The organism is Nocardiopsis sp. JB363 (assembly GCF_900143625.1).
GTDB lineage: Bacteria > Actinomycetota > Actinomycetes > Streptosporangiales > Streptosporangiaceae > Nocardiopsis.
Map to the genome: position 1 here is coordinate 55,195 of NZ_FRFF01000045.1, position 18,589 is coordinate 73,783.

The 18,589-nt window shown below is 70.4% G+C and carries 16 protein-coding genes; 7 read left to right on the forward strand and 9 right to left on the reverse strand.

The window, feature by feature from the left end; translation table 11 throughout:
- Positions 1 to 122: 122 nt before the first annotated feature.
- The 6 genes from ptsP to BQ8420_RS07190 all read right to left on the reverse strand — a co-directional run bounded on the left by ptsP (position 123) and on the right by BQ8420_RS07190 (position 5,852).
- Positions 123 to 1,853, reverse strand: coding sequence for a phosphoenolpyruvate--protein phosphotransferase (gene ptsP, locus BQ8420_RS07165; protein ID WP_087097028.1), 1,731 nt, complete (start codon positions 1,851 to 1,853; stop codon positions 123 to 125).
- A gap of 165 nt (positions 1,854 to 2,018) precedes the next feature.
- Positions 2,019 to 3,059 carry a zinc-dependent dehydrogenase gene (locus BQ8420_RS07170; protein WP_087097029.1) on the reverse strand — a complete coding sequence of 347 codons (1,041 nt, stop codon included), beginning with the start codon at positions 3,057 to 3,059 and terminating at the stop codon, positions 2,019 to 2,021.
- A 90-nt stretch (positions 3,060 to 3,149) separates the two neighbouring features.
- Positions 3,150 to 3,590 carry a PTS sugar transporter subunit IIA gene (locus tag BQ8420_RS07175; RefSeq protein ID WP_087097030.1) on the reverse strand — a complete coding sequence of 147 codons (441 nt, stop codon included), beginning with the start codon at positions 3,588 to 3,590 and terminating at the stop codon, positions 3,150 to 3,152.
- Entirely contained in the window at positions 3,580 to 3,888 is a 309-nt protein-coding gene (locus BQ8420_RS07180) for a PTS lactose transporter subunit IIB (protein ID WP_087097031.1), read from the reverse strand. Before BQ8420_RS07180 ends, BQ8420_RS07175 begins: the two co-directional genes overlap by 11 nt.
- Before the next feature lie 62 nt (positions 3,889 to 3,950).
- A complete protein-coding gene (gene mtlA / locus BQ8420_RS07185; protein WP_087097032.1) occupies positions 3,951 to 5,030 on the reverse strand; it encodes a PTS mannitol transporter subunit IICB in 1,080 nt (359 codons plus the stop codon).
- Between the two features lie 60 nt (positions 5,031 to 5,090).
- Positions 5,091 to 5,852: a DeoR/GlpR family DNA-binding transcription regulator gene (locus BQ8420_RS07190; RefSeq protein ID WP_087097033.1), complete on the reverse strand. Its 762-nt coding sequence runs from the start codon at positions 5,850 to 5,852 to the stop codon at positions 5,091 to 5,093.
- Positions 5,853 to 6,136: 284 nt separating this feature from the next.
- Here BQ8420_RS07190 and pfkB point away from each other — a divergent pair, with 284 nt between their 5' ends.
- Together pfkB and BQ8420_RS07200 are read left to right on the forward strand one after the other, a co-directional pair.
- The gene (gene pfkB / locus BQ8420_RS07195) at positions 6,137 to 7,078 is read left to right on the forward strand and encodes a 1-phosphofructokinase (RefSeq protein WP_087097034.1); all 942 of its coding nucleotides are present in this window, start codon (positions 6,137 to 6,139) and stop codon (positions 7,076 to 7,078) included.
- Between the two features lie 67 nt (positions 7,079 to 7,145).
- Entirely contained in the window at positions 7,146 to 7,415 is a 270-nt protein-coding gene (locus tag BQ8420_RS07200; RefSeq protein WP_087097035.1) for an HPr family phosphocarrier protein, read from the forward strand.
- Between the two features lie 40 nt (positions 7,416 to 7,455).
- On the opposite strand, the gene BQ8420_RS07205 is transcribed toward BQ8420_RS07200, so the two are convergent.
- Both BQ8420_RS07205 and BQ8420_RS07210 read right to left on the reverse strand, forming a co-directional pair.
- A complete protein-coding gene (locus BQ8420_RS07205) occupies positions 7,456 to 9,084 on the reverse strand; it encodes an AMP-binding protein (protein WP_087097036.1) in 1,629 nt (542 codons plus the stop codon).
- Between the two features lie 173 nt (positions 9,085 to 9,257).
- Positions 9,258 to 10,013, reverse strand: coding sequence for an SDR family NAD(P)-dependent oxidoreductase (locus tag BQ8420_RS07210; protein ID WP_087097037.1), 756 nt, complete (start codon positions 10,011 to 10,013; stop codon positions 9,258 to 9,260).
- Positions 10,014 to 10,328: 315 nt separating this feature from the next.
- Between BQ8420_RS07210 and BQ8420_RS07215 the strand changes: the two genes are divergently transcribed.
- The 4 genes from BQ8420_RS07215 (at position 10,329) to BQ8420_RS07230 (ending at position 16,118) form a co-directional block, all read left to right on the forward strand.
- Positions 10,329 to 12,926, forward strand: coding sequence for a PEP/pyruvate-binding domain-containing protein (locus BQ8420_RS07215; RefSeq protein ID WP_087097038.1), 2,598 nt, complete (start codon positions 10,329 to 10,331; stop codon positions 12,924 to 12,926).
- Positions 12,927 to 12,935: 9 nt separating this feature from the next.
- Entirely contained in the window at positions 12,936 to 13,643 is a 708-nt protein-coding gene (locus BQ8420_RS07220) for a TetR/AcrR family transcriptional regulator (protein WP_087097039.1), read from the forward strand.
- Positions 13,644 to 13,752: 109 nt separating this feature from the next.
- Positions 13,753 to 15,006: an MFS transporter gene (locus tag BQ8420_RS07225; protein ID WP_255404849.1), complete on the forward strand. Its 1,254-nt coding sequence runs from the start codon at positions 13,753 to 13,755 to the stop codon at positions 15,004 to 15,006.
- Positions 15,007 to 15,074: 68 nt separating this feature from the next.
- Positions 15,075 to 16,118, forward strand: a complete 1,044-nt coding sequence (locus BQ8420_RS07230; RefSeq protein ID WP_087097084.1) for a nitronate monooxygenase — start codon at positions 15,075 to 15,077, stop codon at positions 16,116 to 16,118.
- A 45-nt stretch (positions 16,119 to 16,163) separates the two neighbouring features.
- Here the strand turns inward: BQ8420_RS07230 and fes are convergent, their stop codons facing one another.
- Positions 16,164 to 17,543: an enterochelin esterase gene (gene fes / locus BQ8420_RS07235; RefSeq protein ID WP_235005976.1), complete on the reverse strand. Its 1,380-nt coding sequence runs from the start codon at positions 17,541 to 17,543 to the stop codon at positions 16,164 to 16,166.
- Positions 17,544 to 17,578: 35 nt separating this feature from the next.
- Here fes and fepB point away from each other — a divergent pair, with 35 nt between their 5' ends.
- Entirely contained in the window at positions 17,579 to 18,580 is a 1,002-nt protein-coding gene (gene fepB, locus BQ8420_RS07240) for a Fe2+-enterobactin ABC transporter substrate-binding protein (RefSeq protein ID WP_087097040.1), read from the forward strand.
- The last annotated feature ends 9 nt before the right edge of the window (positions 18,581 to 18,589 follow it).

Sequence of the window (18,589 nt, forward strand, 5' to 3'; positions counted from 1 at the left end):
GTCACCACCGCAGACCCACCCACGGGGGCCGGCACCCTGAAAGCGACGCTCCGGGGAAGACCCGGACGGTGGGTTCCCCGGAGCGTTCCGGTGATGGTCGTCGGGGGCGGGCCCCGTCCCGGTCAGAGCCGAAGGGCCTCCGGGTGCGCCGCCTCGCGCACCACCTTCCTGGCCTGCTCCGGGTCCTCCGCGGCCAAGGCGAGCTCGGCGAGGCGTCGGCACTCGGCATGCGTGTGCCGGGCCAGGACGTAGCGCACCGCGGGCAGTGCCGGTGGCGCCATGGACAAGCTGGTCGCCCCGAGCCCCACCAGCACCACGGCGAGCAGCGGGTCGGCGGCGGCCTCACCGCACACCCCCACGGGTTGGCCGAGCGCCTCCCCCGCCCGCCCCACCTTGGCCAGCAGATGCAGCAGCGATGGCTGCCATGGGTCCAACAACTCCGGCAGGCTGTCCAGTGTCCGGTCGGCCCCCAGGGTGTACTGCGCCAGGTCGTTGGTACCGATCGACACGAAGTCGACTCTGCGCAGCACCCGATCGGCCAACAGCGCGGCGGAGGGCACCTCCACCATCACACCGACCTCGTTGACCCCCGCCGACCTCGCCAGCGCGGCGAACTCGCCCGCCTCCGCCGGGGTGGACACCATCGGCGCCATCACCCGGACCCGGGCGGAGGCGCCATCGGTGTCGGCCGCGTGCACGGCCGCGGAGATCGCTGTGAGCTGGTCGGTGAGCAACCGTGGGTGGAGCTTCCAGGTGCGGAAACCCCGTACGCCCAGGGCCGGGTTGGCCTCCTCGCCGGTGGGCGCGAACTCCAGGGGTTTGTCCGAACCCGCGTCCAGGGTCCGCACCGTCACCACCCGACCGGCGAACGCCCGGAACAACCGGGTGTAGGCCTCGGTCTGCTCGGCGACCGTGGGTGGCTCCGCCCGGTCGAGGAAGAGGAACTCGGTGCGCAACAACCCGATCCCCTCGCTGTCGTGCGCGCCCGCCTCCTCCGGGTCACCCTCACCGGCGTTGAGCAGCAGCGCGACCGGTACCCCGTCGGCGGTACGACCGGGCCCACCGGATTCCGCCAACAGGGTCCGGCGCCGTTCGACCCGCCCCTGGATACGCTCGACGACCTCGGGGACCGGATCCACCTCGACGGTGCCCGCGTCGCCGTCCACCGCCACCGTCGCCCCTTCCCGCAGGTGATCCGCGCCCGAGCAACCCACCACCGCGGGCAGACCGAGGGAGCGGGCCAGGATCACGGTGTGGCTGGTGGGACCACCGAGACGGGTGACGATGGCCTTCACCCGCGCCGGGTCGAGCCGCACCGTGTCGGCCGGGGCCAGGTCCCGGGCGACCAGCACGAACGGATGCCCCGGGTCGGGCAGTCCCGGCATCGGGAGCCCGAGCAGCACCGCCACCGCCCTGTCCCGGATGTCGGCCAGATCCGCGGCGCGCTCGGCCAGGTATCCACCTGCGGCCAGGAGGAGTTCCTGGTAGTGGCCACAGGCGGTGTGGACCGCCCAGGCCGCCGGCCGACCTTCCCGGGCGAGTTCGCCGACCTGCCGACGCAGGTCGGGGTCACGGGCCATCAACGCCAGGGTGGTCAGCACCGCGGCGGCCTCACCCTCCACGTCGGCCGCCCGCGCGTCCAGTTCCGCGCCCACCTCGTCCAGGGCGGCGAGGGCCGCGTCCTCCTCCGCCGCCGGATCGTCGACCACCGGTTCGTGTTCGGGCAGCGCGGGCGGGTCGGCCATCCGGGCGACGGGCGCCACCGCGGCGCCCGGTCCGGCGGCGATGCCCTTGAGCAGACCTGCGGGGGCGGGGCCGGACGTCGGGTTCGGGGCGGGTTCCGTCTGCGCCATGTGTGCTCTCCTGCGGCTGGTGGGGTCCGACTGTGATGGTGGGGGCGATGGTCCGTCAGGTCCAGCCAACCGCGAAAACGGCGCCGGCGCCGGCCCCGATTCCGAATCTGTGGACAACCGGACCGAATCCGTCTCCGGGGCCGGGCGCGCGCCTTCTCGGAACGGTCAGGGCTCGATGGTCACCTTGACCGCGGTGCCCGCCGCGACCGTCTCGATCGCCTTGTGCACGTCGGACAGCGGCATCCGCTCGGTGATGAGGTCGGCGACCGGCACCGCCCCGGTGGAGATGAGGTCGAGGGCGCGCTTGTTGTGTTCGGGGCTGGAACCGTTGGCTCCGAAGATCGAGATCTCCCGGTAGTGGACCGCGTTGGCGTCCAGCTGGATGATCGGGGCGTCCTTGGGCAGCCCGCCGAAGAAACTGATCCGGCCACTGCGGGCCACCATTCGCAACCCGTCCTCCTGTGCCTTGCCCGAAGCGGCCGCGGTGATGACCAGGTCCGCGCCCCGGTCACCGGTCAGCTTCAGCACCTCGGCGACCGCGTCGGTCTCCGACCCGCAGATCGCGGCGTCGGGGCGCACCAGTGCGGCGGACATGTCCAGTCGACCCCGGTTCAGGTCCACCAGGTACACCTCGGAGGCGCCCTTGGCCCGGGCCAGACGAACGTGCAGGCAGCCGATGGGTCCAGCGCCCATCACCACCACCTTGTCGCCCTCTCCGACCCCGGCGATCTCCTGGCCGTTGAGCACGCAGGCGAGGGGTTCGGCCACGGACGCCTCGGCGAGGGAGACGTTGTCGGGCACCCGGTTGACGCCGTCCACGGCGAGGACCGCTTCGGGGATGATCATGTACTCGGCGAACCCGCCGTCGTAGTGGTAGCCCATGGACTCCTGGCGCGAGCACACCGTGAACCGACCGTCGGCGCACTCCACGCAGGTACCGCAGGGGATCGCGGCGATGACCTGTACCCGGTCGCCCTCGGACCAGCCGGTGACGCCCTCTCCGACCTCCACGATCCGACCGGCGATCTCGTGTCCGATCACCCGGGGCGGACGGATGTGGTGGTGTCCGTGTCGGGAGATCTTGACGTCGGTACCGCAGGTGGAGCAGTTGACGACCGCGATCTTGAGCTGCCCGGCGCCCGGCGTGGGCTCGGGCGCCTCTTCCAGACGGATGTCCCCGGGGGCGTAGAAACGGGCGACGAGCATGGTGGGGCCTTTCTTGTGGGGTCGGGGCGGGGTCGCCGCCCCGACCGTTCGAGGAAGTGGTGGACCGGATCCACCGCGGATACGTGGGGATCAGCCCGCGGCGGGTGCGAGCAGTTCGAGGACCTCGTCGGGGTCGTCGGCCGATCGGAGTCGGGCCGCCCGTTCGGGGTCGGTGAGCACCCCGGCCAGGGAGGACAGCACCCGGAGGTGTTCCTCGCCCGACGAGGCGATGCCGATGGCGACGTGCACGGTGGGCCCGCCCCAGTCGACCCCTTCGGGGAACTGGACGACGGCGAGCGCGGCCTTGTGCACGAGGACGCGGGAGGCGTCGGTGCCGTGCGGGATGGCCACGCCCTCGCCCACGAAGGTGGGGATGGAGGCCTCCCGTTCGTGCATGGCGGTCACGTATCCCGGCTCGACCGCCCCCAGCTCCACCAGCAGGGCGCCGCACTGGTCGATGGCGTCGGCGCGGTCGCGTGCGGTGCGACCGAGCCGGACGGCGTCCGCACTGAGGACGAGGTCAGTCGCCAAGGGTCCCCCCGTCCCGGATGGCCGCCTCCACCTTGGCGAACACTGGGTCGCCGAGGAACATCTGGAAGCCGATGACGACGGTGTCGGGCACCCGGGTACGGGCCCGGCCGACCAGACCGGCGTGGCAGAGCACCAGGTCGGCGTCGGCGGGGACACGGTCCACCGGGGCGTGCTCCACGGTGACGTCGTAGGGGGCGAGGGTCTTCTTCAGCTGGGTGGTGAGCAGGACGCTGCTGCCCATGCCGGCGTCACAGGCGACGACGACCTTCTTGACGGCGGAACCTTCGATGGTGGCCATGTGGCCCTCCTGTACTGAACCTGCGCTGGGGGTGGTCTCAGGCCTCGCTGGGACCTGGGTGGCTACTTGGCCTCTGCGGCTGCTCGTTCGGCCTTGCGTTCGGCGCGTCCGAAGCCGAGGAGGGCGGAGGCGATGAGGAACGAGACGGCTGTTCCGATGACGACACCGGCGAGGACCGCGATGTGGTCGCCGCGCGGGGTGACCGCCATGAGGGCGATGATGCTGCCGGGCGCCGGGGTGGCGACGAGACCGGCGTCGAGGAGCATGAAGGTGGTGACGCCGGACATGCCGCCGCCGATCACGGCCAGGAGGAGCTTCGGCTGGGCGAGGACGTACGGGAAGTAGATCTCGTGGATGCCGCCGAGGAAGTGGATGATGATCGCGCCCGGGGCGGTGGCGCGGCTGAGTTTGGGGCCGAAGAGCATGCAGGCCAGCAGGATGCCCAGGCCGGGGCCGGGGCTGGTCTCGATGAGGAACTCGATCGCCTTGCCCTGCTCGGCCACCCGGGCCACGCCCAAGGGACCGAGGACGCCATGGTTGATGGCGTTGTTCAGGAAGAGGATCTTGGCGGGTTCCACGATCAACGACACCAGCGGCAGCAGTGACATGTCGATGAGGAACTGGACCCCGGAGCCCAACCAGCCGGCGACGGTGGTCACGATCGGGCCGATGGCGTACAGGCCCAGACCCGCCATGATGCCGCCGAGGATGCCGGCGCTGAAGTTGTTGACGAGCATCTCGAAGCCGGCCGGGGTACGCGGCTGGACGAGGCGGTCGAACGCCTTCAACAGGTAGGCGGCGAGCGGACCGACCACCATGGCGCCGAGGAACATCGGGATGTCCGCGGAGACGATCACGCCGATGGTGGCGATCGCGCCGACGACACCACCGCGCTTGTCGTAGACCAGGTGGCCACCGGTGTAGCCGATGAGCAGCGGCAGCAGGTAGGCGATCATCGGGTCGACGAGCTGGGCCAGGTGTTCGTTGGGCCACCAGCCGTCGGGGATGAACAGCGCGGTGATCAGCCCCCAGGCGATGAAGGCGCCGATGTTGGGCATGACCATGCTCGCGAGGAAGCCGCCGAAGCGTTGGACTCCGGAGCGGACCGAGGAGAATCGGCTCTCGCTCTGCTGGGTGGACATTGGGGGGTCCTCCTGGGAGGTACGGCGGAGTGTCCCGCCGAGGGAGTGGACGGTGTGGGGTCAGACCACTTGGACCGCCGGGCCCGCGGATTCGAGTTCGTCGGCCAGGCCGTCGGCGAGTCCGTTGTCGGTGACGATCAGATCGAGGTCCTCGACGTTGGCGAAACGGGCGAAGTGGTCATTGCCGACCTTGGTGTGGTCGGCGAGCAGGACTGCGCGTCGAGCGGAGGCGATCATGGCCCGCTTGACCTCGGCCTCGGCCGGGTCGGGGGTGGTGAGCCCGCGCTCGACGGATACTCCGTTGGAGGCCATGAAGGCGACGTCGACGTAGGACTCGGCGAGGGAGCGCAGTGCCCAGGCGTCGACGCTGGCCTGGGTCCGGTTTCGTAGCCGGCCGCCGAGCAGCATGAGGTTGATGTTGGGTCGGGTGGTGAGTGTGAGGGCGATGGAGAGGGAGTTGGTGACGACGATGAGTTCCCGGTCCGTGGGCAGCTGTTCGGCCATGCGGCCGGTGGTGGAGCCCGCGTCGAGGAGGACCGCGCCCTCCTCGGGGAGTTCGGCCAGCGCCGCCTTGGCGATCCGTTCCTTCTCCTCGGTCATGACGGAGTCGCGCACGTTGAGCGCGGGTTCGAAACCCAGTCGCTCGACGGGAATCGCGCCACCGTGGACCCTGCGCAGGACCCCGTGCCGTTCGAGGGCGGTGAGGTCGCGGCGGATGGTCTCGTAGGTGACGTCGAACTCCGAGGCGAGCCCCGTGACGTCGACCCGGCCGTCACGGCGGGCGCGTTCGAGGATCACCTTCTGGCGCTCTTCCGCGTACATGTGGGATCACCTGTGTTTCGGTGTGGTTTTCGGTGAGTTTAATCGTGTTGCGTGGGACACACAAGGGGTATCCCCACCCAATATCCCAGCACCTCCGACCACCGCGCCAGCCTTGGAAGACTCCGACCCACCACGCCGGCGACCAGGACAGGAAACGGTAGGGCCATCCGACCCGTACACTTCCCACCCCGCACGGCACACTGTTGACACACACAAGCAAACACACATAATCAAAGACATCCACACACGCAGGCCGGGCGCCACACCCCTCGAAAAGAGCTCCCATGATCCTGACCCTCACCCCGAACCCGAGCGTCGACCACACCCTGGAGGTCGACGACCTCGTCCGAGGCGAGGTCCTGCGGATTCGCGCCACACGCGCCCAGGCCGGCGGTAAAGGCGTCAACGTCGCCAGTGCCCTGCTCAGAGCGGGTGTCGACACCCGCGCGATCCTTCCCGTCGGCGGGGGCGGCGGAGCCGAGCTCACCACCCTCCTCGGTGACCTGCCCCGGGTCACCGTGCCCATCGGGGGCGAGACCCGCGGCAACGTCGCCGTCACCGAGCCCGACGGCACCACCACCAAGCTCAACGCCGCCGGCCCCACCCTCTCCCCCGCGGAGATCCAGGCCCTACTCCGGGCCCTGACGGACGAAATCGCCAAGGGACCCGACTGGGTGGTGGCCAGCGGTAGCCTGCCCGCCGGAGCCCCCGACGACCTCTACGTGCGCGTGGCCGAACTCGCCGCGGACCACGGAGTGCCGCTCGCGCTGGACGCCTCGGGCGCCCCGCTCAGATCCGCGGCGGAGGCGGGTTCGGTGGAACTGCTCAAGCCCAACCTCGAAGAACTGTCCGACCTGGTCGGCCGCGCGCCGACGACCGTCGGGGAGGTCACCGACGCCGCCCGTGAGGTCCTCGCCAAAGGGAACGGCGCGGCCCTGGTCACCCTCGGCGGGCACGGGGCCCTGTACGTGAGCGCCGAGGACGTGTTGTGGGCGCGGGGTCCCCGGGTACGCACCCGGAGTACCGTGGGCGCGGGTGACAGCGCGCTGGCCGGTTTCCTCGCCCACGAGGGCACCCCCGAGGAACGGCTGCGTCGGGCCGTCGCCTGGGGCACCGCCGCCGTGTCCCTGCCGGGGACCACCGTCCCCCGCCCCGAAGACGTGACCGACGACGGCGTCACATCGACGACCGTCCCCGACCCCCTGTGGCGGATCGACGAGCTCTGACCGCCCATCGCGGCGGCCCACGAACACCCGACCACCGGCCACGAACCACGAGACCCCGAGGAACGACATGCCCGAACGCACCGTAGCCATCGCCTCCCGGCTGGGCCTGCACGCCCGGCCCGCGGCCCTGTTCGTGCAGGCCGTCAACGAGACCGGCCTGCCCGTGATGATCTCCCGTGAGGGCCACAAGGAGGTGGACGCGCGCAGCGTCCTCGCCGTGATGGCCATGGGCGCCGCCCATGAGGAGACCGTCACCCTGACCTGCGACGCCGAGGGCGCCGACGAGGCGCTGGACGGCCTCGTGGAGCTGCTCGGCAGGGAACTCGACCCGAAGTAGGCGCGTGGGCCCCTCACCCGGCGGTGAGGGGCCGGCCGCGTCACCCGAGGAGGTGGATGGCCTCCTCGCGCATCTGCACCTTGCGGACCTTGCCGGTCACCGTCATCGGGAACTCCTCCACCACGTGGACGTAGCGCGGGATCTTGTAGTGGGCGATGCGGCCCTCACAGAAGGTGCGCAGGGACTCGACGGTCAACGGGTCGACCCCCTCCCGCATCCGGACCCACACCATGAGTTCCTCGCCGTACCGCTCGTCCGGGACCCCGATGACCTGGGCGTCCAGCAGGTCGGGGTGCGTGTAGAGCAGTTCCTCGATCTCGCGCGGGTAGACGTTCTCCCCGCCGCGGATCACCATGTCCTTGATCCGGCCGGTGATGCTCACGTAACCGTCCTCGTCCATGACGGCGAGGTCGCCGGTGTGCATCCAACGTCCCGTGTCGATGGCCTCGGCGGTCTTCTCCGGTTCGTTCCAGTACCCGAGCATCACCGAGTAGCCGCGGGTGCACAGTTCTCCCGATACGCCGCGCGCAACGGTGACCCCGGAACCCGGGTCGATCACCTTGACCTCCAGGTGCGGGCCGACGCGTCCCACCGTGGACACGCGACGCTCCAACGAGTCGTCCCGGCGGGTCTGGGTGCTCACCGGAGAGGTCTCGGTCATGCCGTAACAGATGGAGACCTCGGACATGCCCATCCGGTCGATGACCTGGCGCATGATCTCCGCCGGGCAGGGCGAACCGGCCATGATGCCGGTGCGCAGCGAGGACAGGTCGTAGTCGTCGAAGTCGGGCAGGGCGAGTTCGGCGATGAACATGGCGGGGACGCCGTACAGCGAGGTGCAGCGTTCGGCCTGGACCGCCTCCAGCGAGGCCGCCGGGTCGAATCCGGGTCCGGGGATGACCATGCAGGACCCGTGGCTGGTGGCCGCGAGATTCGCCATCACCATGCCGAAGCAGTGGTAGAACGGCACCGGAATCGCGATCCGATCCTGCTCGGTGTACCCCAGCAGCTCCCCCACCGAGAATCCGTTGTTGAGGATGTTGTGGTGGGACAGGGTCGCGCCCTTGGGGAACCCGGTGGTGCCGGACGTGTACTGGATGTTGACCGGGTCGTCCGGGGACAGGGTCGCCGCCACCTCGGCCAGCCGCGACCGGTCACCGCGCCCGCCCGCTTCGAGCAGGGAGTCCCATGCGGACCCGCCGAAGAGCACGACCTCGCGCAGGTCCGGGCACTTGCCGCGCACCTCCTCGATCATGCCCGCGTAGTCGGAGGTCTTGAAGGAGGGAGCGGCGACCAGGACGGAGATCCCCGACTGCTGGAGGACGTACTCCAGTTCGTGGGTGCGGTAGGCGGGGTTGATGTTGACCAGTACCGAGCCGATGCGCGCCGTGGCGTACTGGACGAGGACCCACTCCGCGCGGTTCGGGGACCAGATCCCCACGCGGTCGCCCTTGGTCACCCCGAGGTCGAGCAGTCCGAGGGCGACGCGGTCGACCTCGGCGTCGAACTCCCGATAGGTGAGCCGGAGCCCTGCGGGCCGGTCGATCAGCGCGTCCTGGTCGGGGTGTGCGGCGACGGTACGCGCCAGGTTCACGCCGATCGTGTCGCCGAGCAAGGGTGTGGTCGACGTTCCGGAGGCGTAACTGGGAAGAGGGTCGGTCGTGCTCAAGTCCGGGCTCCTAGCCGTGCGAGACGGGGGCGCCATGGCCAGGGGACTCGTCGTCACCTTTATGGCCATGTGTGCCGAATCACACGTATCACGAGGGTCGGGTACCTGTGAAGCACGTCGAGGGCCTTCCCGCCGGACGCCGTCGGGAAGGCCCTCGTCACCGGGGCGCCGGGCTACTCCTTGACGCGGTGGACCTTGTGCTGCGCGGCCTGGGCGCGGGGGCGGACCACCAGCAGGTCGATGTTGACGTGCGAGGGGCGGGTGACCGCCCACACGATGGTGTCGGCGACGTCCTCCGCGGACAGCGGGTCGGGGACGCCCTCGTAGACGGCCTCGGCGCTCTCCTTGTCGCCGCGCAGGCGGTTGAGCGAGAACTCCTCGGTCTTGACCATGCCGGGGGCCACTTCCAGCACTCGGACCGGTTCCCCGACCAGTTCCAGGCGCAGAGTGGCGGCCAGCGTGTGGGCGCCGTGCTTGGCCGCCACGTAACCGCCGCCGCCCTCGTAGACGACGTGCCCGGCCACCGAGGAGACCAGGAGGACGGTACCGTCCCCGCTCGCGATGAGCTTGGGCAGCAGGGCCTGGGTCATGTTGAGCACGCCCAGGACGTTGACCTCGTACATCCGCCGCCAGTCGGCGGGGTCGCCGGTGGCCACCGTCTCCGTGCCGATCGCGCCGCCCGCGTTGTTGACGAGCACGTCGCAGGAGCCCAGAGCCTCGGCGAAGGCGTCGACGGCGGCCCGGTCGGTGACGTCGAGGACCTGTGTCCGCGCGACCTGACCGGCCTCGGTGATCTCTTCGGCCAGGGCCTCGATCCGGTCGGCGCGGCGGGCGACCAGGACCACCTCGTAGCCCTCGGCGGCGAGTCCGCGCGCGGTGGCCGCGCCGATCCCGCTACTGGCTCCGGTGACGACCGCGGTCGCTGTCATGTTGTTCCTCCCCAGGACTGACGTTGTCGCGCCGAGCGTATCCGGGCGGGTGGGCCGAGATCCGGACGGGCCCCGGCCGGCCTCGGGTGCCACGGGAAATCCCTCCTTAGGGAACGTTGTGTTTTCTATCTCCCCGGGTTAGCCTTTTTAGGGAACGTAACGTTCTCTATCGGATCGAGGGGAGGATCGGCATGTCGATGCGGGCGGCGACGCCGACCGCGCGGAAGACCACTGCCGCCCCCGCGCCTTGTGCGGACCGATCGGCCACACCGGCCCGCTCGAACCACCCGATCACCTGACCACCGGAGAGCGCGCATGAACCCCACAGCGACCACTCGCACCCGTTCCGTCGCTCCGTTGGACGTCTTCGGGGCCGCGGACCTGGAGACCGTGGGCGGCAAGGCCGCCAACCTGGGTGAGCTGATCCGGGCCGGTCTGCCGGTGCCACGGGGATTCGTGGTCACCACCCGCGCCTACACCACCGTCACGGAAGGCGCCGGAGCGTCCATGTCGCTCATCGGGCCTGGTGAGGAAGGCGATGGACCGGCGCCCGCCGACCTGCGCTCCGCGCTGGCGCGAGCCGAGATCCCCGAACACCTGCGCGAGGCGATCTCCGTCGCCTACCGAGGGCTGGGTGAGGACGTCCCGGTGGCGGTGCGTTCCAGCGCCACCGCCGAGGACCTGCCCGGGTCGGCCTTCGCCGGACAACAGGACACCTACCTCAACGTGGTGGGCACCGAAGCGGTGCTCGAATCGGTCCGCCGCTGCTGGGCCTCACTGTGGACCGACCGGGCGGTGGCCTACCGCCGCGAGCGCGCGATCGACCAGGACCGGATGCGGATCGCGGTGGTCGTGCAGGAGATGGTCGACTCCGAGGTCGCCGGGGTGATGTTCACCGCCGACCCGGTGAGTGGGAACCGCGACCGGATCGTCGTGGACGCCGGGGCGGGGCTGGGTGAGGCCGTGGTCTCCGGGCTGGTCACCCCCGACCACTACCTGCTGGACCGGGTCGGGGAACTACTGGAGTGGACCCCGGGGCGCGGGGAGAGGGTGATCCGTTCGGTGGCCGGCGGTGGGGTCCACCACGAGGAGATCGGTACCGCCACCGAGGCGACCGATCCGGTGTCGGACCAGGCACTGCTGACCCGGGAGCAGCTGAGGATCCTGGCGGCGCACGCGCGCACCATCACGGAGCACTTCGGTTCTCCCCAGGACATCGAGTGGGCGCTCTCGGACGGACGTTTCCGAATCGTGCAGGCCCGACCGATGACGGCACTGCCACCTCCCTCGGTCCCGCTCAACCGGCGCCAACGACTCCAAGCAGCGATTCTCACCGAGTACCTGCCGGTGCGGCCCTACCCGATGGACGTGAGCACCTTCCTGGGCCGGGGCCCCGCGGAGATGATGCGCGAGATCGCCGAGTACTACGGGATGGAGGGCACCTTCCAGGACTACCTGAGGGAGGAGGACGGGGTGGTGGTCCAACTGGTGCCACCGAACCCGCACCCGTCCCCACGGGCCCTGTCCACCCCGGTGAGGCTGGCCCGCAAAGCCCGCGAGTTCCGACCCGTGGACTGGGCCGAGGACCCGAGGCAGAAGGCGTTCCTCTCCGAGGCCGACGCGTTGGACGCCCTGGACCTGTCCGCCCTGCCCTGGGTCCAGCTGGTCGAGGTGCCCGAGCGGGCGCTGAGGCTGATGGCCCCCTGCCGTGACCTGAGGATCGACTACCTGCCCGGCGCCGGCCTGGCCCTCCTCCGGGCGGCGCTGGCCACCGGGTTCCTGGGCCGTCGGAACCTGCTCGCCGACCTGCTGGGCGGGGCCCGCACCCGGACCGAGGACTCGAACAGGGCGCTGCGGGCACTGGCCGACCGGGTCCACGCCGCGCCAGAACTGCGCCGATTGTTCACCGAGCGGGAACCGGCCGGGATCCTGGTCGCGCTGACGGAGGAGACAGGCGCGGGTTCCGAGGGACCTGGGATCTCCGCGTCCGAGATCTCGGAGTTCCGTACTGAACTCGATTCCTTCCTGCGCGAGTACGGACGGCGGGAGACCACCTCGCCGCTGCTGGTCAGCCCACCGACCCTGGCGGAGTCCCCCGAGGTCGTCCTGGGCCTGGTGCGTTCCCTGATCGACCGGGCCGAGGAGCCGGGGACCATGGCGGCGGACACCGCGGAACCGGAAGACAGCGCGTCCCGATCCGCGCGGGCGCTGGACCGGCTGCTCGAACACCCCTTGCTGCGCGGGCATCGCGCCCGGGCCCGGGTCGGGCGATGGTTGCGGACCGCACAGGAGGGGGTGGCCTTCCGTGAGGACACCCACTTCTACTTCACGGCCATGTTGCCGGCCCTGCGCCGTTCCCTGTTGGAGATCGGTGAGCGCCTGCGCCGGGCCGGGGTGGTGGAGGAGGCCTTCGACGTCTTCCACCTGCGTTTGGCGGAGGTACTGGAGGTCGAGGACGTCGAAGCGCTCCCCTCGCACCAGGCCGAACGCTTGCGCGCACTGGTGCGGGCACGCGCGGCCAAGCGGGCGGAGATGTCCGGGGTGCCGATGATCGACCCGGCGCGGGTCTTCCCCCATCAGAAGCCGGTGGACGCCCTGGTCATAGGCTCCCCGGCCGGCGCGGGAACGGTCACCGGGCCGGTCCGGGTCATCCGTGGAGCCGCGGACTTCGACCGGCTCCGGGACGGCGACGTGCTGGTGTGCCCCTACACCAATCCGACGTGGACCCCACTGTTCCGACGGGCGGCGGCCGTGGTGGTGGACTCGGGGGCGGTCGGCTCACACGCGGCGATCGTGGCCCGTGAGTACGGGATCCCCGCGGTGATGGGCACCGGTACCGGGACCTCCGTGCTCACCGACGGGCGGTCGGTGACCGTCGACGGGGCACGCGGCCTGGTCACGGCCGCTTCGTAGGATGCGGTCATGTCCGTCGAGAGCAACGACCACCGCAAGCGCCCCCGCAGACGGGGCGATGCCCTGCTCATCGCCATCTTCGAGGCGACCATCACCGAACTGGACGAGCACGGATACGCGGGGCTGACCATGGAACGGGTGGCCGAGCGGGCCCGGGCGAGCAAGGCTTCCCTGTACCGCAGGTGGAACACACGGTCCGCATTGGTGATGGACGCCGTCTACCACCTGTTGCCCGACCCGGAGCAGGTCCCCGACACCGGAGAGCTGCGCGGCGACCTGTTGGCGTTGCTCCGGCAGAACGCCGCGATGCTCGACGGCCCCGCGGGTTCGGCCCTGCGCGGGCTCCTGGCCGAGGCTCTGCCCGACCCGGAGCACGGTCGGGAGATCCGGGCGCGTTCCCAGGGACGGGGCAGGCGGATGATGGCCGAGGCGGCCCGGCGGGCGGTGGCTCGCGGGGAGATCCGGCCCGAGGCGGTGATCGGCCCACGCCTGGATGTGGGGCAGGCCCTGCTGCGCAACCACTTCCTCTTCCAGGGTTCCCCGCTCGACGACGAACTGGTGGTGGAGATCGTCGACACGGTCCTGCTCCCGCTGTTCCACGCCCCCGCTTGGACCTTCGTCCCGGTGCGAGGGGACGAGGTGACGAACGAACCTCGGGAGGACGCATCGTCCGAAGGTGAGCGGGCGAGGGCGGAACGACCGGCGTACCGGGGCTGATCCTTCCGGGCCGAGAGCACGGAATAACCCGTGGCCCCGGGAGAAACAGCATGGTATTTTCGGCGGAATTCATCCTCCGCCGAAAATCCACCGCCCTGAAAGAATGACCATGGCCGAAACCGAATGTCCCACACCTCCCGGAGAACGGTCGCTGCTTCGACGATTCACCGCGTACTCACTCGGCACATCCCTCGCCGACTTCGTTTACGGCGCGGTTTTCGTCACGATTTTCCTGGGGCGCGGAGCGGAACCATGGATGGTGGGATCGATCATGGCCGGCGCCAACCTGGTCGGCCTCCTCATGGAGGCGCCGAGCGGGGCGCTGGGCGACCGCTACGGACACCGGAGGCTGCTGTTCGTCGGCCTGCTGAGCTGGGGCGCCGGTTTCCTGTTCGTCGGCGCGGCGCCGACCCTGCCCCTGACCCTGGTGGGCATGTGTTTCGGCACCGTCGGTTTCGCGCTGCACTCGGGCACCATGAGCGCGATCCTGATCAACCGGGTCGGTTCCCGGGACCGGACCACCCGAATCGCGCGGATCGTTCGTGTGGGCGCCCTGTCCGGTCGGATCGGTTCGGCGCTCGGCGCCGCTCTGGTCATGGTGGCGGGCACATGGCTGTCACCGGGGCCACTGGTGGCCTGCGGTGGCCTGCTCCTGTTGTCCCTCGCCGCCCTGACACCGTTGAGTTTTCCCCACGTCCAAGGGCGACCGGACCGGCGGATCGGTGTGCTCGTGCTGGAGTCGGTCTCCCAGGTGCTCAGCCGGCGCTTCGCCCCGATGGTGGCGTTGGCCATGGGTGCCATGTCGGCGACGGTGCTGTTGGTGGCCTCGTGGCAGCCGATGCTGCTGGAGCGTTTCGGGCAGGACGTCCGCCTCAACGGTCTGTTCCTGCTGGTGATGACGTTGTCCCTGGCGGCGGGGGCGGCCGCCGCGCGTTGGGTGCACCCACGCCGACCTCACGTGTGGGGCCCACTATCGGTCATGGCGATCGGGGTGCCCGTGGTGTTGGCCGCGCACGACGTGATCCCGTTGATCGTCGGCCTGGTCGCGGCCGAGTTCCTCATCGGCCTCGCGGGCGTGGTGGCGGGGGTCTGGTACCAACTGATGTTCACCGACGCCAACCGCAACACCATGTTCTCCACGATATCGACCCTGGCCATGTTGGCCGGTGTCGCGACCAGTTTCAGTTTCGGCTGGCTGTGGGATCTTTGGGGGATTCCTGTCGCGGTTACCGTCATGGCATCGGGTGCCGTCATCGGTGGGGCCATCTCGCTCGTCCTGACCCACCTTTTCCCGGAGTCCACCGAATTCGCCGAACCGGAAAGGGATGATTCCGCTAGAAATAGTGAACCCGAGAGTTCATGACCCGAACGCCCCTCCCATTCGCCACCTTGATAATCTTCGGGCGATCGACGTGAGGGAAGTGAGTGATGATGGATCTGTCGCGGTTGTGCGGGGAACGTCCGATCGTCCAGGCGCCGTTGGCCGGGGGCGCCACCACCCCGGACCTGGTGGCGGCGGTGAGCGCCGCCGGTGGCCTGGGGTCACTGCCGGCCGGATACCTGACCGCCGACGCGTTCGGCGCTCGGATCGCCGAGGTGCGTGGGCTGGGAACCCGGACGTTCGCGGTCAATCTGTTCGTCCCCTCCCCCTCCCGGTCCCCTGAATGCGACGACGAACTGGCCGCCTACCGCTCCGAGCTGGCGGAGGAGTCCGATCGCCTGGGTGTGGAGGTGGGGCCGGCCCGGTACGACGACGATGACTGGGACGCCAAGGTCGACCTGCTGGTCGAGGCCCGGGTGCCCGTCGTGAGCTTCACCTTCGGTTGCCCTTCCGAGGAGGTCCTGACCCGGCTGCGCGCGGTGGGATCGGCGACCGTCGTCACCGTCACCACCGTGGCGGAGGCCCTCACCGCCGTGGCCCGGGGCGCGGACGGAGTGTGCGCCCAGGGCGTGGAGGCGGGCGGCCACCGCGCCGTCTTCGACCCCGACCATGGTGAGGACCGCCCGCTGGCCGAGCTGTTGCGGGACGTGGTGCGTGCGGTGGACGTCCCGGTGATCGCCGCCGGCGGGATCATGGACGGTGCCGATGTCGCCGCGGTCCTGTCCTCCGGAGCGGCCGCTGCCCAGTCGGGCACGGCGTTCCTACGTTGCCCGGAGAGCGGCGCGCAGCCGGTCCACAAGGCCGCGCTCGCCGACCCCGACTTCACCGAGACCTCACTGACGTGTGCGTTCACCGGCCGACCGGCGCGGGGGCTGACCAACCGCTTCATCCTCGACCACCGTGACGCCCCTCGCGCCTACCCGCAGGTGCACCACATGACCAAGCCACTGCGCGCCGCAGCGTCCCGGGCCGCCGACCCCGAGGGGATGGCGTTGTGGGCGGGGACCGGGTTCCGGCGGGCACGGGAGTTGCCGGCGGGTGAACTGGTGGCGGTGCTGCGTGATGAGGCGATCCAGGCGGGCGCCTCCCTCTGAGGGCCCCGGCCCCGGTCCCGGTCCCGATTCCGGTTCAGGCCCGGTTCAGGCCCGGCCGGTGGGACGGGGCCAGTCATCGGTGAGCGCCACCAGCCCGTCCGGCAGGTCCACGCGCCAGCAGGCACGGTCGTGGCCTCCGTTGTACTCGGTGAGAGTGGCGAAGCCATTCGGTCGCCCCAGCTCCGTCCCCCGCTCGCAGAGGGCTTCGTGGACCCGCCGGTTGGCGCCGATGAGGGCCCACTCGTGCAGGCCGGCGCTGAGGTGGACGCGCCCCGGGAGGGTGTCGGCCTCGGTGGACAAGTGGACCATGTGTTCGGACTCCCCTCCGGTCCCGGCGACGTTGGGCCACCAGTAGGAGCCCGACTGCGAGAGGACCCGGCCGAACCGTTCGGGCGCCCGCAGCGCCGCGTACAGGGAGGTGAGTCCGCCCAGGCTCTGTCCCGCCACGAGCGTGCGCTCGGGGTCGTCGGTGATCGGGTGCAGGTTCCGCAGCCAGGCCGGGAGTTCAGTGTCGAGGAAGGACACGAAGGGGTCGTGGCAGGCGAGTTCGCGCATGCGGGTGCCCGGATCGAGGCTGTCGACCATGACGGTGAGCATCGGTGGCAGTGCGCCCTCGGCGATCAACCCGTCGAGCAGGGGCGCCAAGGGCAGGTCGTGCCAGGTCCGGCCGTCGAGGAGCACGACGACCGGCCAGGGCTCTCTCTCGGCCGGCGCGACCGCGGGTCGGTGGACCCAGACCGTGCGGGTGTTGTCCAGGTGCCGTGAGGCGACGCGGTGCTCGGTGACCTCCCCCGCCCGGGCGTCGCCGCGCACCCGGTGTCGGAGCTCGGCCGGGGCCTCGGGTAGGGAGACCACCGAGTGGTGTTCGTCCAGCCGTTCCCGGGAGCGTGGGTCGGGCCGGGCGTGGGTGAGCGCGTCGAACCAGCGGGCGACGGAGGACCGGTCGTCGGGTTCGGCGACGGCGAGCGCCCGTTCCCGGCGCAGGCGGGTCATGGCGGACAGCGCGTTCTCCGGGGGCCGCGAACCGTCCGCGGGGACGGGTGCGACCGTGTAGGAGGCTCGCCAGTCCGAACGCATCCGGTAGGTGAGGTGCCACACATCGGTGCCGGGGACACGGTCCATACGGTTCTCGTCGTAGGAGTCGGCGTCGGCGATCTTGTTCGCCACCAGGACGACGTCGGCGAGTTCGTCTCCTCCTCGCCACAGGAAGGTGGCGGTGCGATGACCGTCGTCGTCGAGCTCACCGACGATCGGGGTACCGGTCTCCTCGACCCCGCGCCAGAAGGCGCCGAGGTCGGCCTTCCCCGTGGCGGCGACCCGTTCGAGTTCCTCGATCAGCGGCGAGGTGCCGCGTGGGGGCCGGGTAGCGCGCTTGAGGCGCGGCGGCACGGTCATGAGGGCGTTGGTTTTCACACTGTGTGACATTGACATAAGGATAGCCTTGCCTAACCATTGCTTCCATGAAGCGTATTCCCTCTCACCCCACCCTGGTGACCAGTGTCGCCACAGCGGCGGCCGCCCTGCTACTGCTCACCGCCTGCGGAACCGACTCCTCGTCCGACGATCCCACCGACACGGCGGGTGATGGCGGAACCCGGACCGTGAGCCACGTGTACGGCGAGACCGAAATCCCCGCGGACCCGACCAGCGTGGTCTCGGTGAGCGTCACCAGCACCGCCACCCTGCTCAGTCTCGACGTTCCGGTCACGGCTTCCTCCACCACCTCCCCCGGTCCGCTCACCGACGACAACGGCTTCTTCTCCCAATGGGCCGACCTCGCCGTCGAGCGTGAGGTCGAGCCCCTCCCCGGCCCCGAGGTCTCCCTGGAAGCGGTCGGTGCCGCCGGACCCGACCTCATCGTCGGCAACGGCTTCGGCGCCGACTCCGTCGACGAGAGCACCTACGAACAGTTGTCGGAGATCGCGCCCACCGTGGTCCTCGGCGAGGGTGACGTCCCGTGGACCGAACTCACCGAGCAGTACGGGGACGCCTTCGACCGGCAGGACCTCGCCGCCGAGATCGCGCAGGCGTACGAGGAACTCGTCACCGAGTCCTCCGAGGCCCTGTCGCACGAGAACGACGTGGTGATGCTCACCGGCACACCGGACGGCTTCAACGTCTTCACCCCCGCGTCGGCGCAGGGCAAGCTGCTCGCCGACCTGGGCCTGACCCAGCACGAGATGCCCGAGGACCTCACGGCCGACGGCGCCCAGGGCGGGGCGGGCCGCACCGACATCGTCCAGCTCTCCCCCGAGCGCGCCTCCGACTTCGACGACAGCACCCTGCTGTTCGTCAACATGCAGGGCGAGGAGATCACCGACTACGTCGAGAGCTACCCGACCCTGGAAAACGTCCCGGCCTACGAGGACGACCGCGTCTTCACCGTGGGCGCGGAGGGGTTCCGGCTGGACTACTACAGCTCCCGCCTGATCAGCGAGCGTCTGGTCGAGCACCTGGGCTGATCCCTCCCC